Origin of the sequence: Pseudomonas sp. SWRI51, from assembly GCF_014268825.1 — a bacterium.
Lineage (GTDB): Bacteria > Pseudomonadota > Gammaproteobacteria > Pseudomonadales > Pseudomonadaceae > Aquipseudomonas > Aquipseudomonas farsensis.
Map to the genome: position 1 here is coordinate 12,943 of NZ_JABWRG010000064.1, position 15,829 is coordinate 28,771.

Annotated in this window: 1 protein-coding gene; it reads left to right on the plus strand. The window is 66.6% G+C overall.

The window, feature by feature from the left end; translation table 11 throughout:
• The first annotated feature begins 220 nt into the window (after positions 1-220).
• Complete coding sequence (locus HU720_RS17200; RefSeq protein WP_186521138.1) at positions 221-15,508, plus strand: autotransporter-associated beta strand repeat-containing protein; 15,288 nt, start codon at positions 221-223, stop codon at positions 15,506-15,508.
• The last annotated feature ends 321 nt before the right edge of the window (positions 15,509-15,829 follow it).

Here is a 15,829-nt window from a genome sequence, read left to right on the forward strand (position 1 = left end):
CAAGAACCGGCGCTTCTGCCTTGTAACCCATGAACCACGTGGTACTTCGAGAAAGTATTAACACCATTTGACCGGCCCCTTCTGCGTGCTGCGCGCCAAGTAGCAGCTACAAATTTCTTCAAAGGAATTTGTTAGTTGGGTCAGGTATTCAGTCGTCGCCCATGCAGCCGCTGCACCGGTCACACAGACTGCCGCCTGATCCACGAAGAAGGAGCTTGCCGTGGATCGTTCTGTCGCTGCCCGTTTGCCTGCGCGCCTCTCTCGCTTGTCGTTCGCTGTGAGCCTGGCGACCGGGGCCTTGTTTGCAAGCCTTGCAATCGAGCACGCCGAAGCGGCCTGTACGCCCGCATTCCCAGGCGCCGGGGCTTCTGTGTCCTGCAGCGGCCAGGCCTCGCTGCTGGGCGGCACCAACAGCTTTTCCAGCAGCGCCAACAACCTCAACGTCACCGTGGTCGGCGGCACCACCATTGGCGCGCCGCTGCTGGGTGCGGGCATGAGCCTGACCGGCAACAACATCACCTTCACCAACAACGGCCTGATCGACCCCTCGGTGCTGGGCCTGATCGGTGGGCTGACCACCGGCACCATCATCGGCAACACCAGCAACGCCAGCACGGTAGTGATCAACAACAACGCCAGTGGCGTGCTCAAGGGCACCGGCGGGCTGCTCAGTGCCAACCTGCTCAACCTCAACGGCATGGCCCTGGATGTGCGTAACGGCGCAGGCGGCACCACGGTCATCAACAACGCCGGCACCATCGGCTCTGACGCGCTGGCCAGCGCCAGTGTACTGACCCAGGATATTCCAGTGATCGCCGTGCAAGGTGGCGGCTCGGTCAACATGACCAACACCGGCAGCATTGTCGGGCGGGCAGCCTTCCAGGCGGCAAACAGTGGCGGCAACACCTTCACCAACGCCGGCAGCATCACCGGCAGCCTGTCGATGGGCGCCAACAGCACCAACCGCTTCAACGCCATCACGGGTTCCAGTGTCAGCGCAGGGGGTGGTGTCGGCGTGGAACTGCTGGTCAGCAGCAACCCCAACCTGGCCTTTGCAGCGGCCGGCGTAATCGACGGCGGCGCCGGTGGCACCAATACCCTGGCCCTGCAAAACGCCATTGGCGGCGGCAGCGGAACCACCGGCACCGGCAGCATCAACGCCGCCAACTACATCAACTTCAACCGGCTGATCGTCGACAGCGGCACCTGGAGCCTGATTGGCCAGGTGCTCGGCAGCAACAGCCAGACCACCCTCAACGGCGGCGTGCTCAACTTCGACAACGCCGCAGCCTTCGGTAGCGGCAGCATCATCGCCAACGGCGGCAGCCTGTTGGCCAGTGCTGCCAACCTGAGCCTGGTTAACGCCATCACCTTGGGCGGTGCGCTGACCACAGGCGGCGCCAACGCCATGGCGCTCAATGGCGTGGTGTCTGGTACGGGCTCGCTTATCAAGACCGGCATCGGTGTGCTCAACCTCGGCGCCAGCAATACCTACAGCGGCGGCACCACCCTGGCCGGCGGCGGCCTCAACCTGGGCAGCGCGGCTTCGCTGGGCAGCGGGGCTTTGAACGTGACCGGCGCCGCCACGCTGCAGGGCAGCGTGCCACTGGTGCTGAGCAATGCCGTCACCCTTAACGCAGCGCTGACCTTGCCTGGCAGCAACGCGCTGGGCCTGGGTGGGGTGGTTAGCGGCACTGGCTCGCTGATCAAAAGCGGCAGCGGCAACCTGACCCTCAGTGGCGCCAACACTTACACAGGTGGTACCAGCCTGAATGCCGGCACGCTGATCGTCGGCAATAATGCAGCACTGGGCACCGGGGCGCTGAGCCTGGGCGCCAACGCAAGCCTGGATGCCAGCACCGCCGTAAGCCTGGCCAACGCCATCAGCCTGGCCGGCAACACCTTGACCCTCCCAGGCACCAGCGCCATGACCCTGGGTGGGGTGATCAGTGGCGCCGGCGGCCTGGTCAAGAATGGCGCTGCCGGCCTGACGCTGAACGCCAGCAATACCTTCAGCGGCGGCACCTTGCTCAACGCCGGCACACTTACCGTGGGCAACAGTGCAGCGCTGGGCACGGGCGCGCTGACCCTGGGTGGCAACGCCAGCCTCGATGCCAACACCACCGTCAACCTGGGCAACGCGGTCAGCCTTGGCAGCAACACCCTGACCCTGCCAGGCAGCGCCGCTACCACCTTGAGCGGTGTGATCAGCGGCACGGGCGCGCTGACCAAGAACGGCGGCAGCACCCTGACCCTGAGCGGCGCCAACACCTTCAGTGGTGGCTTGAGCCTCAATGCCGGCACCCTGACCCTGGCCAGCGCTGCGGCCCTCGGCACCGGGGCGCTGAATGTCGGGGGCGCCGCGACCCTGGGCAACAGCGCAACGATGACCCTGGCCAACGCAGTCAACCTCAACGCCAACCTGACCCTGCCCGGTGCCAACGGCATGGTCCTGGCCGGCAACATCAGTGGCACCGGCGGGCTGATCAAGAACGGCAGCGGCGCCCTGACCCTGAGCGGCAACAACACCCAGACCGGCGCCACCGCGCTGAACGTCGGCACGTTGATCATCGGCAGCAATACCGGCCTTGGCAGCGGTGCGCTGAACGCCGCTGCCGGCACCACCCTGGACACCAGCGCAGCCAACCTCAACCTGGCCAACCAGTTGAACCTCGCCGGCAGCCTGATCCTGCCCGGCAGCAACAACCTCACCCTAAGCGGCGTGATTGCCGGCGCCGGCGGCCTGACCAAGAACGGCAACACCACCCTGACCTTGACCGCTGCCAACACCAATACCGGCGCCACCAACCTCAACGCCGGCAGCCTGGTGCTGGGCAACAATGCAGCCCTGGGCAGCGGCGCGCTGATTGCAGCCGGCGGCACCAGCCTTGACGCCAGCACGGCGGTCAACGTGGGCAATGCGCTGACCCTTGGTGGTGCACTGACACTCGGCGGCAGCGCCAACCTTGGCCTGGGCGGGGTGATCGGCGGCAGCGGCTCGCTGATCAAGAACGGCAGCGCCGGGCTCAGCCTCAGCGGCAACAACACCTACAGCGGCGGTACCACCCTCAACGCTGGCACCGTGACAGTGGGCAGCAACACCGCCCTGGGCAGCGGCGCGCTGACCCTCGGTGGCAGCGCCAGCCTCGATGCCAGCACCGCCGTAGCCCTGGGCAACGCCGTCAACCTTGGCGCCAACAGCCTCAACCTGCTCGGCAGCAACGCCACCACCCTTGCTGGCGTGATCAGCGGCACAGGTGGCCTGGTCAAGAGCGGCAGTGCCGGCCTGACCCTGAGCGGCAACAATACCTACAGCGGCGGCACCAGCCTCAATGCAGGCACCCTCACCGTCGGCAGCAACACCGCCTTGGGCACCGGCGCGCTGGCCCTGGGCGGCAACGCCAACCTGGATGCCAGTGCTGTGGTCAGCCTGGCCAACGCCGTCAACCTCGCCAGCAACACCCTGACCCTGCTGGGCAGCAGCGCCACGACCCTGGGCGGTGTGATCAGCGGCAGCGGTGGCCTGGTCAAGAACGGCAGCGCCAGCCTGACGCTGAACGGCACCAACACCTACAGCGGTGGTACTACGCTGAATGCCGGCACGCTGATCGTTGGCAACAACGGCGCTTTAGGTACCGGTGCGCTGGCACTGGGCGGCAACGCCAGCCTGGATGCGAGCAGTGCAGTCACCCTGGCCAACCTCGTCGACCTCGGTGCCAACACCCTCAATGTGCTCGGCACCAGCGCCACCACGCTGGGCGGCGTAATCAGCGGTAGCGGCGGTTTGATCAAAAGCGGCAGCGCCAGCCTGACCCTGAACGGCAACAACACCTACAGCGGCGGTACCACGCTCAACGCGGGCACGCTGCTCGTTGGCAACAACGCCGCCTTGGGCACGGGCGCGCTGACCTTGGGCGGCAACGCTAGCCTGGATGCCAGCACTGCGGTCAACCTGGCCAACGCGGTCAACCTCGGCGCCAACAGCCTCAACTTGCTCGGCAGCAATGCCACCACCCTGGCGGGTGTAATCACTGGCAGCGGGACCTTGGTCAAGAACGGCAGCGCCAGCCTGACGCTGAACGGCGCCAACACCTACAGCGGTGGTACCACGCTCAATGCCGGCACCCTGATCGTCGGCAATAACGCTGCGTTGGGCAGCGGCGCGCTGACCCTGGGCGGCAACGCCAGCCTGGATGCCAGCACGGCGGTCATCCTGGCCAATGCCGTCAACCTCGGCAGCAATACGCTGACCTTGCCAGGCAGCTCGGCAACCACCTTGGGCGGCGTGATCAGCGGCAGCGGGGGCCTGGTCAAGAACGGCAGCAGCAACCTGACCCTGGGCGCCAGCAACACCTACAGCGGCGGCCTGACCCTGAACGCCGGCACCCTGACCTTGGCCAATGCCGCAGCCCTGGGCACCGGTGCGTTGACTGTCGGCGGTGCCTCGACCCTGGCCAACAGCGTTGCGATGAGCGTCGCCAATGCTGTGAACCTTGGCGCCAACCTGACCCTCGCCGGCGCCAACGACCTGACCCTTGCCGGCAACCTCAGCGGCACTGGCGAGCTGATCAAGAACGGCAGCGCCGCGCTCACCCTCAGCGGCGCCAACACCCAAAGCGGCAGCACCACGTTGAATGCCGGCACGCTGATCCTGGGTAGCAACACTGCGCTGGGAAGCGGCGTTTTGAACGCTGGCGCCAACACCCGCCTGGACAGCAGCATCGCCGGTCTGAACATCGCCAACAACCTCAACCTGGGCGGCACCCTGAACCTGGTGGGCAGCAACGACCTGGCGCTGAGCGGGGTGATCGCGGGCATAGGCGGGCTGAGCAAGGACGGCAATGCCACCTTGACCCTCAACGGTGCCAACACCTACTTCGGTAACACCAACCTCAACGCCGGCACCCTGGTGCTCGGCAATGCCGCAGCCCTCGGTGCGGGCGCACTGAACGCCGCCGCCGGCACCCACCTGGACGCCAACACCGCGCTCACCGTGGGCAATGCGCTGAACCTGGGCGGCGCGGTGACCGTCGATGGCAGTGCCGATCTCGGCCTGAGCGGCTTGGTCGCAGGCGCAGGCAGCCTGATCAAGAACGGCGCCAGCACCCTTACCTTGAGCAATGCCAATACCTACCTGGGCGGCACCACCCTCAACGCCGGGGCACTGGTGCTTGGCAACGCAGGCTCGCTCGGCAGCGGCAAACTCACCGTGGCCGGCGCCGGTAGCCTGGACACCACCACTGCGCTCAATCTGGGCAACGCCATCACTCTCAACGATGACCTGACCCTGGCTGGCAGCCAGGCCCTGACCCTTGGCGGCCTGATCGACGGCAGCGGCGGCCTGGTCAAGAACGGCAACAGCACCCTCACGCTCACCAACAACAATACCTACAGCGGCGGCACCACGCTCAACGGCGGCGGGCTGATACTGGGCAACGGCAGCGCAATCGGCAGCGGCGCGCTGAATGTAGCCGCCAACGCGAGCCTGGACACCAGCGATGTGTTCGGCCTGGGCAACGCGATCAACCTGGGCGCCGACCTGACCTTGGTGGGCAGCAGCAACCTGGCCCTGAATGGCACCATCAGCGGCGCCGGGCAGTTGATCAAGAACGGCGCGGCCACCGTCACAATCAATGGCACCAACAGCTACAGCGGCGGCACCACGGTCAACGCCGGCGGGCTGGTTGTCGGCAACGACAGCGCCCTGGGCAGCGGCGCCCTGACCATTGCCGGTGCCGCCAGCCTGGACAACAGCGCAATCGTCGACCTGGGCAACGCGGTAGTGCTGGGCAATGACCTGACCCTCGGCGGCAGCAACGACCTGACCCTGAGCGGGTCCATCAGCGGCGCCGGCGGGCTGATCAAGAACGGCCTGGCCGACCTCACCCTGAGCGGCAACAACAGCTTCACCGGGGCGATTGACCTTGCCAGCGGCAGCCTGACCACCATTGGCAGCAACGCCTTGGGCAATGCCTCATCGCTGAATGTCGGCGCAGGCGCCAGCCTGAACCTGGGCAATAGCGCCAGCGTCGGCGGCCTGAGCGGCGGCGGGGGTGTCAACCTGGGGGCGGGCAGCAACCTCAGTGTGGGCAGCAACAACCTCGACAGCCTGTTCAGCGGTGTATTGGCCGGCAGCGGCGGGTTGATCAAAAACGGCAGCGGCAGCCTTGAGCTGTCTGGCACCAGCGCAATCGGCGGCGCAACCACGGTCAACGCCGGCCAGCTCAACGTCAGCGGCGCCCTCGCCACCAGCGGCGTGCAGGTCAACAGCGGCGCGACCCTGACCGGTGTCGGCAGCGTGCTCGGCGCGGTGGACATCGCCAATGGCGGGCATCTGGCGGCCAACAGCGGGGCCACCCTCAACACCGGCAGCCTCACCCTGCACAGCGGCTCGGTCTTCGATGTCGGCCTGGGCAGCCCGGCCACCGGCGGCACCGCGCTGGTCAGCGTCAACGGCAATCTCACCCTCGATGGCACGCTCAATGTGCGTGATATCGGCGGCTTTGGCGTAGGCGTGTATCGCCTGATCGACTACACCGGCACCCTGGTCGACAACGGCCTGAACATCGGCAGCGTGCCCGGCAGCGTCTTGCCTGGTGACCTGCAACTGCAAACCTCGATCGGCACTCAGCTCAACCTGCTGGTGGGCGGTGCAGCGGGCGGTGTGCAGTTCTGGGATGGCAACAGCACCATCGCCAACGGCGCCATCAATGGCGGCGCCGGCACCTGGAGCGCCGGCAGCACCAACTGGACCAACGTCGGCGGTACCCTCAACAGCGCTTGGGGCGATACCTTCGCGGTGTTCCAGAATACCGGCGGCGATGTGACCGTGGTCGGCACCCAGGCGGCCACCGGCCTGCAATTCATGAACAATGGCTACCGCCTGGTGGGCAGCGGCGGTCTGACGCTGATGAACGGCAGCAACGGCGCCTTCGCCGTGCGCGTCGACCCGAACGTTACCGCCACCATTGACGTCGGCCTGTCTGGCGCCGGTACCCTCGGCAAGCTCGACACCGGTACGCTGATCCTCAACGGCGCCAATACCTACACCGGCGGCACCGCGCTGCAAGGCGGCACCTTGATCGTGGGCAGCAATACCGCCCTCGGCACCGGCCAGGTGAATGCGGCGGCCAACACCACCCTGGACAGCAACACCGCCGTCACCTTGGGCAATACCTTTGCCCTGGCCGGCCCGCTGACCATCGGCGGCACTGCCGACCTGGGCCTGAGCGGCATCGTTGCGGGCGCCGGCAGCCTGATCAAGAACGGCGCGGCCAACCTGACCTTGAGCAATGCCAACACCTACGCAGGTGGCACCGTGCTCAACGCCGGCACCATCACCCTGGGCAACGCGCAGGCACTGGGCAGCGGCGCGCTGACCGTCAATGGCGGCAACCTCGGCAGCACCGGCAATTTCACCCTGGCCAACGCCATCGCGCTCAACGCCGACCTGGGCGTGAACGGCAGCAACAACCTCACGTTCAATGGCGTACTCAGTGGCAACGGTGGCCTGGACAAGGCCGGCAGCGGCACCCTGACCCTCAACGGCACCAATACCTACCAAGGCGCAACCACCCTCAGCGGCGGCACGCTGATTCTGGGCAACAACGCAGCGCTCGGCACCGGCACCCTGCAAGCGCAGGACGGCACATTGGGCAGCAGCGTTGACCTGACGTTGGGCAACCAGATCGACCTGCTCGGCAGCCTGACCCTGGCTGGCGCCCAGAACATGGTGCTCAACGGTGCCATTGGCGGCAGCGGCGAACTGGTCAAGACCGGCCCCGGCGTGCTGGCGCTAAACGGCAACAACACCTACCAGGGCGATACCCGGCTCAATGCCGGCACTCTGCTGCTGGGTAGCGACACCGCGCTCGGTACCAGCATCCTCAGCGCAGCGGCTGGCACCACGCTGGACAGCAGCACTGACGTGAGCCTGGCCAATGCCGTGAACATCACCGGCAGCGTGACCGTCGCCGGCAGCAATGGCCTGAACCTGGGCGGCGTGGTCAGTGGCGCAGGCGCACTTGTCAAAAATGGCACCAGCAACCTCACCCTGGCCGGCGCCAACACCTACGCAGGCGGCACCGTGCTCAATGCCGGCACGCTGACCCTTGGCAACAACCTTGCACTGGGTACGGGCGCGCTGACCGTCGCCAACGCGGCGAACCTTGCCACCAGCACCACGCTGAACAACGTCACCAACCAGTTGTTGCTGAACGGCGACCTGACCCTGGCGGGTAATAACGATCTCGCCCTCAACGGCGTGATCAGCGGCCCGGAAGGGCTGATCAAGACCGGCACCGGCAACCTGACCTTGGGCGCCGCCAACAGCTATGCCGGCGGCACGACCCTCGCTGCCGGCACGCTCACCTTGGGCAATGACAGCGCCCTTGGCAGCGGCAGCCTTGCGGTCACCGGCAACAGTACCTTGGGCAGCCTGGGCGTGTTGCAGGTGGGCAATGCCATCACCCTCGGCAACGCCGCCACGCTGGGCGTCGAAAATGCCCAGAGCCTCACCCTCAATGGCGTGATCAGTGGGCTTGGCGCGTTGGACAAACGGGGCACTGGCGAGCTGATCCTCAACGCTGGCAACAGCTACAGCGGCGGCACCACGCTGCAGGCCGGCAGCCTGCTGCTGGGTAATGCCAGTGCGCTTGGCGGCGGCGCGCTCACTGTCACCGGCGCTGGCGCCCTTGACGCAAGCCAGGCTATGACCTTGGGCAATGCCATCAACCTGAGCGGCGCCGACCTTACCCTTGGCAACAGCTACGCGCTGACCCTCAACGGGGCGATCGCCGGCACTGGCGGCCTGATCAAGGATGGCAACGCCACGCTGACCCTCGGCGCGGCCAACACCTACAGCGGCGGCACCACCCTCAACGCCGGCACCCTACTGGTCGGCAACAATGCCGCATTGGGGCAGGGCGGGCTGACCGTCGCTGGCGCCTCCACCCTTGGCAGCAGCGGCGCAACCGCACTGGCCAACGATGTCGTGCTCAACGCCGGGCTGACCGTCGCAGGCAGCAACGACCTGACCCTGGCCGGCACCCTCGCCGGCACTGGCAGCCTGAGCAAAACCGGCAACGGCACCTTGACCCTGAACGGCAGCAACACCTATCAGGGCGGCACCGAGCTTGCCGCCGGCACCCTGGTGCTGGGCAACAGCGCCGCACTGGGCGGCGCGGGCCTGAGTGTCACAGGCGATGCAACACTGCGTAACAGCGCGGCAATGGTGCTGGCCAATAGCGTGGATGTGGCCGCCGGCACCCGCCTGACGTTGAACACCCTCAACGCCCTGACCCTCGCTGGCGATATCAGCGGCAGCGGCAGCTTGATCAAGACCGGCACTGCCGATGCGCTGCTGATCGGCAGCAAGAGCCTGGCCGGTGATGTCGATATCGCCGCAGGTTCGCTGACCCTGCAAGGCGCCGGGGTGCTGGACAACGTCTCCGGGGTGAACGTCGGCAGCGCCGGCACCCTGAACCTCAATGGCGATGCGAACCTGGCCAGCCTCACCGGCAGCGGCAGCACGGTAATCGGCAACAGTGCCACCTTGAGCGTTGGCAGCAACGGCGCCGACAGCCTCTTCGCGGGCGCCTTCAGCGGCGCGGGCAACCTGGCCAAGGTCGGCACCGGCACCTTGACCCTGAGCGGCATCAGCAGCCTGCTGGGTAACAGCCAGGTCAACGCCGGCACGCTCAAAGTCGATGGCAGCCTGACCAGTGCCGGCCTCACGGTCGGCAATAGCGCCAGCCTCAGCGGCAGCGGTTACGTCGGTGGCCCAGTGATCATCGGCAGCGGTGGCCATCTGGTGGGCACCAGCAACAACACCCTTGGCCTCGGTGCGCTGGTGCTCGACAGCGGCGCCATCGTCGATGTCGGCCTGGCCGCGCCCTCCACCGGGGGCAACGCGCTGTTCCGCGTCGATGGCAACCTCACCCTCGACGGCACTCTCAACGTCAGCGATATCGGCGGCTTCGGCAACGGCGTGTATCGGCTGTTTGACTACGGCGGTGCGCTGACCGACAACACCCTGGAATTCGGCAGCCTGCCGGGTGGGGTGAACCTGGGCGACCTCAGCCTGCAAACCGCGATTGCCCACCAGATCAACCTGCTGGTCGGCGCCAGCAGCCAGAGCATCCTGTTCTGGGACGGCAGCCAGACCACCGGCAACGGCCAGGTCAATGGCGGCAGCGGCACCTGGAATGCCGGCAACAGCAACTGGACCGACGTCAACGGCACCACCAATGGTACCTGGGACAGCAGCTTCGCGGTGTTCCAGGGCAGCGCCGGCAACGTCACGGTGGTCGGTGCGCAGAGCGTCAATGGCCTGCAATTCATGACTGACGGCTACCACCTGCTCGGCGGCGCGGGGGGAGCACTCAACCTGGTCAACGGCAGCACTGGCGACACCGCCGTGCGCGTCGACCCAGGCGCCACTGCCACCCTCGATGTGGCCGTCACCGGCACTGGCACCCTGGATAAACTCGACACCGGCACCTTGGTACTCAACGGCAACAACAGCTACACCGGCGGCACCCTGCTCAGCGGCGGTAGCTTGATGGTGGGCAGCAATACCGCGCTGGGCACTGGCACGCTGAGCACCAGCGCTGCGACTACCCTGGACAGCAACAAGGCGGTCACCCTGGGCAACGAACTGGTGCTCGGTGGCCTGCTGAATATCGCAGGCAGCCATAACCTGACCCTCGACGGCGACATCAGCGGCAGCGGCGGCTTGGTCAAGGCCGGCACCGCCAGCCTGGAACTGGCCGGCAACAACAGCTACAGCGGCAATACCGCGCTCAACGCCGGCAGCCTGATCGCAGGTTCCGACACCGCGCTTGGCAGCGGCACGCTGAATGCGGCGGCCAATACCAGCCTGCTCGGCAGCCAGGCCGTGACCTTGGCCAACAACGTCAGCATCGCTGGGCCATTCAACGTGCTCGGCAGCCATGACATCACCCTGGCCGGCACCTTGTCCGGCGCCGGCAGCCTGACCAAAAGCGGCAGTGGCAGCCTGGAACTCGACGGCGCCAACACATACAGCGGCGGCACTGTGCTGCAGGCCGGCACCCTTGTGGTTGGCAATGACGCAGCGCTGGGCACTGGCAGCCTGAGCGTCACCGGCACCGGCAACCTCGATGCCAGCACCGCTACCACTCTGGGCAACGCCATCGCGGTCAGTGGCGTGCTCAACGTGCTCGGCAGCGAAGACCTGACCCTGGCTGGTGCGCTCAGTGGCGCCGGCACGCTCAACAAAAGCGGCCTGGCCGACCTGACGCTGTCGGGCAACAACAGTTTCAGCGGCATCTTCAACCTCAACGCCGGCAGCCTGACCACCCTGGGCACCACCAGCCTGGACACCCTCAGCGCACTCAACGTGGCCAGCGGCGCGGCCCTGAACCTTGCCGGCAACACCACCCTTGGCACCCTTGGTGGCAACGGCAGCGTGCAGATTGGCGCTGGCAACAGCCTGGGCGTGCAAGGCGGCACCTTTGGCGGTGATATCGCAGGCACCGGCACCTTGATCAAACAAGGCACCGGCACCCTGACCCTGACCGGCAACAACAGCCTCACCGGCGTTACCAACGTGGATGGCGGCACCCTGCAAGTGAACGGCAGCCTGGCCAGCAGCACCGTCAATGTCGGCAGTGGCGCAAGCCTTGGCGGCAGCGGCAGCCTGGCGGGCACTGTGCTGGTCGGCAGTGGCGGTGCCCTGGCCGGCAGCAGCGGCAGCACGCTGAACGTCGGCAGCCTGAACCTAGGCAGCGGCTCGGTGTTCAACGCAGCCCTTGGCGCGCCCAACGCCAGCCCCGCGCTGGTCAACGTCACCGACAACCTGACCCTTGGCGGCACCCTCAACGTGACCGACATCGGCGGCTTCGGTGCTGGCGTCTACCGCCTGTTCGACTACGGCGGGGCGCTGACCAACAACGGCATGCAGATCGGCAGCTCACCCGTGCCACTCAGCGACCTGACCTTGCAGACCGCGGTGGCCAACCAGGTCAACCTGGTCGTGGGCGGCAGCAACAACGTGCTGTTCTGGGACGGCAGCCAGACCCTCGCCAACGGCGTGGTGAACGGCGGCAATGGCGTGTGGAACGCCACTGACAGCAACTGGACCGACGCCAACGGCCTGGTCAACAGCGAGTGGAACGATACCTTCGCGGTGTTCCAAGGCGCGGCGGGCACCGTCACCGTTGACGGCAGCCACAACCTCAGCGGCATGCAGTTCGTCACCGACGGCTATGTGCTGCAAGGCGGTATTGACGGCGAACTGCTGAGCACCGGCAGCACCTATGTGCGGGTCGACCCCAGCAAGACAGCCACCCTCAACGTTGCCATCAACGGCACCGGCAGCCTGGTCAAGAACGACACCGGCACCTTGGTGCTCAACGCTGCCAATGGCTACAGCGGCGGCACCAGCCTCAATGGTGGCACCCTGGTGGTCGGCAACGACAGCGCGCTGGGCAGCGGCACCCTGACCGCCGCCGGCAATACCACGCTGGACAGCAACAGCGCGGTCACCCTGGCCAACGACGCTGTGCTGAACGGCGCCCTGAACATCGCCGGCAGCAACACGCTGGGGCTGGCTGGCGATATCAGCGGCAGCGGCGGCCTGGTCAAGAACGGCGCTGGCGAACTGACCTTGAGTGGCAGCAACAGCTACACCGGCGGCACCCGCATCAACGCCGGCAGCCTGGTGGGCGACAGCAGCAGCCTGCAAGGGGCGATCCTCAACAATGCCGCGCTGACCTTCGCCCAGGCGGCCAACGGCACCTACGCCGGCAACCTCAGTGGCAGCGGCACCCTGGCCAAGACCGGCACCGGCGAGCTGCTGCTGACCGGCAACAGCACCCTCACCGGCAACACCACCGTCAGTGCCGGCACGCTGTTGGTCAACGGCCGCTTGAACAGCGCCACTGTGCAGGTTGCCAGCGGCGCCACCCTGGGCGGCAATGGCACCCTCGCAGGTAACGTGCAGGTTGCCAACGGCGGCACCTTGAGCGCCGGGCAGAGCGCCACGCCGCTGTCGCTCGGCAGCCTCAGCCTGGCCTCGGGCAGCACCCTGGACTTCGCCCTCGGCGCGGCCAGCGCCGCCACCACCGTGGTCAATGTGGCCGGCAACCTGACCCTCGACGGCACCCTGGACATTACCGATGCCGGCGGTTTCGGCCCGGGCGTGTACCGCCTGTTCAGCTATGGCGGCGCGCTGACCGACAACACCCTGGTATTCGGCGCCATCCCAGGCAGCGTCGCCTTGGGCGACCTCAGCCTGCAGACCGCCATCGCCAACCAGGTCAACCTGGTGGTGCAAGGGGCGGCAGGCGCGCTGCAATTCTGGAACGGCACCCAGACCACCCCTGACGGCAGCATCGTTGGCGGCAATGGCACATGGGGCAGCGCCAGCAACTGGACCAACGCCACCGGCACCACCAGTGAAACCGCCGGTGGGCAGTTCGCCGTATTTGCCGGGCAGGCCGGGACTGTCACCGTCCAGGGCAGCCAGGCTTTCACCGGCATGCAGTTCCTCACCAGCGGCTATCAGCTGGTGGCCGGCAACGCTGGCAGCCTGACCGCCGTCAACGCAAGCGACGGCAGCCAGGCCGTGGTGCGGGTAGACAGCGGCGCCACTGCGCTGATCAGCGCCCCCATCGTCGGCAGCGGCGGCATCGAAAAGCTCGACGCCGGGTTGCTGGTGCTATCCGGTGCCAACACCTACAGCGGCGGCACCACCGTCAGCGGCGGTACGCTGGCGGGCGACACCACCAGCCTGCAGGGCAGCATCGCCAACAACGCAAGCCTGGTGTTCATGCAGGCCAGCAACGGCACTTTCAATGGCACCCTGAGCGGCAGCGGCACAACCGTCAAACAGGGCAACGGCACCTTGCTGCTGACCGGCAACCAGGCCAGCGGCGCCTTCAACGTCAACCAAGGCGTGTTGCAAGTGGGTAACACTGCCAACCCCGGCGCCAACCTGGCCGCAGCCGTGAACGTGGCCAATGGCGCCATGCTCACTGGCACCGGCAGTGTCGCCAGCCTTAACAACCTCGGCACGGTGATGCCGGGGCAGGGCGGCAACCTCACGGTGGCCGGCAACTTCACCAACGGTGCCACCGGCACCCTGGCCATCGACATTACCAGCAACCCGGTGAGCTACTTGGCCGTCGGCGGCACCGCCAACCTGGGCGGCAGCCTGCAGGTGCTCAACCTCAGCGGTTTCACCGGCAGTGGGCAGTACACCGTGGTCAGTGCAACGGGCGGCATCAACGGCACCTTCGCCGGCACCAACCTGAGCAATTCGGCGTTCCTCAGCACCTCGCTGGATTACAGCGCCAACCAGGTGACCCTGTCGGTAACCCGCAATGGCGCAAGCATGGGCAGCGTTGCCGGCACCCCCAACCAGGGCGGTGTCGCTGGCGCGCTGACCGGCCCAGGCGCACCGCCCGTGCTGGTCGACAACATCCTGCCGATGGACACCGCGCAGGCGCAGGCAGCGTTCGACAGCCTGTCTGGCGAAATCCACGCCAGCACCGCTACCGTGCTGCTTGAGGATTCGCGCTACCTGCGCGACGCCGTCAACGACCGCATGCGCCAGGCCGATTGCAGCGCCGTCAACGACCCGCGCCGCACTTTGGCCCCCACCGCCAACCAGCAGCTCACCGGCGAAGGCTGCCAAGGCCAGGCCGTGGGCTGGATGCGCGCCATCGGCGGCTGGGGCAGCTATGACGCCCGTGGCGGCGCGGCGTCTGTCGACCGGCAGTTGCAGGGCTTCATGCTGGGCGTGGACAAAGCGTTGGATGAGCAGTGGAAGCTGGGTATCGCGGCCGGCTACACCAATGCCAGCATCGACGCCAACCGCCGCGGCTCCGACGCGTCGGTGGACAGTTATCACTTGGCCACCTACCTCAACTACCAGCTCGACGCCTTTGCCGCGCGGCTGGGTGCCGGTTACAGCTGGCACGACATCGAGACCAAGCGTGATGTGACCGTGGGCGCCTACAACGACCGCATCAAGGGCAAGTACAAGGCCCGCACCGCCCAGGTGTTCGGTGAGGTGGGTTATGCCTTCGATGCCGGCGGCATTGCGGTTGAGCCGTTCGCGGGGCTTGCGTATGTCAATTACGACAGCGAGCACCTGCACGAGAAGGGCGACGCCGGGCGCCTGCATGGCAGCGTCGAGGAGGATGTCACGTATTCCACCCTGGGTGTGCGCGTAGGCAAGCGCATCGAACTGAGCAAGGGCACCAGCGTGACGCCAAGGTTGTCGGTGGGCTGGCGGCATGCGTTTGGCGACACCCAAGCGCAGACGGATGTGCGGTTTGTGGACGGCGGCGGCAGTTTCTCCACCTCAGGTGTACCGATTGCTCGTGACGCAGCCGTGGTCGAGGCGGGGTTGGATATGTCGGTGGGGCAGAGCGGCAAGTTGGGCGTGGGGTATTCCGGGCAGGTGTCTAGCGGGGCGCGGGATCATGGAGTGGTGGTGAGCTTCAGTATGGGGTTCTGAGGGGTGCGCGTTGGGCATGCAGGTGCATGGCAGTGGGCTTTCAGCGCCTGTGAGATCTGGCGCCGCTCGCGCGGCGCATCGCAGGCTATCGCCAGCTCCTACAGAGACCGCGTCGCTGTTGATGCATGTGCAAGCTAGCGAGAGCCTGCTATGACGCCGAAAGAGTCTGGCGCCCACGCTGAAACCGCGCCCTGCAAACAAGGCGGACCAGGCAATGGCACAGGCGATATTGGCCCGAAACAAATGTGGGAGATTCTATGGTTTCGGGCAAGTCGCTTTTGATTGTGTAGGAGCGGCCTTGTGTCGCGAAAGGGCTGCGAA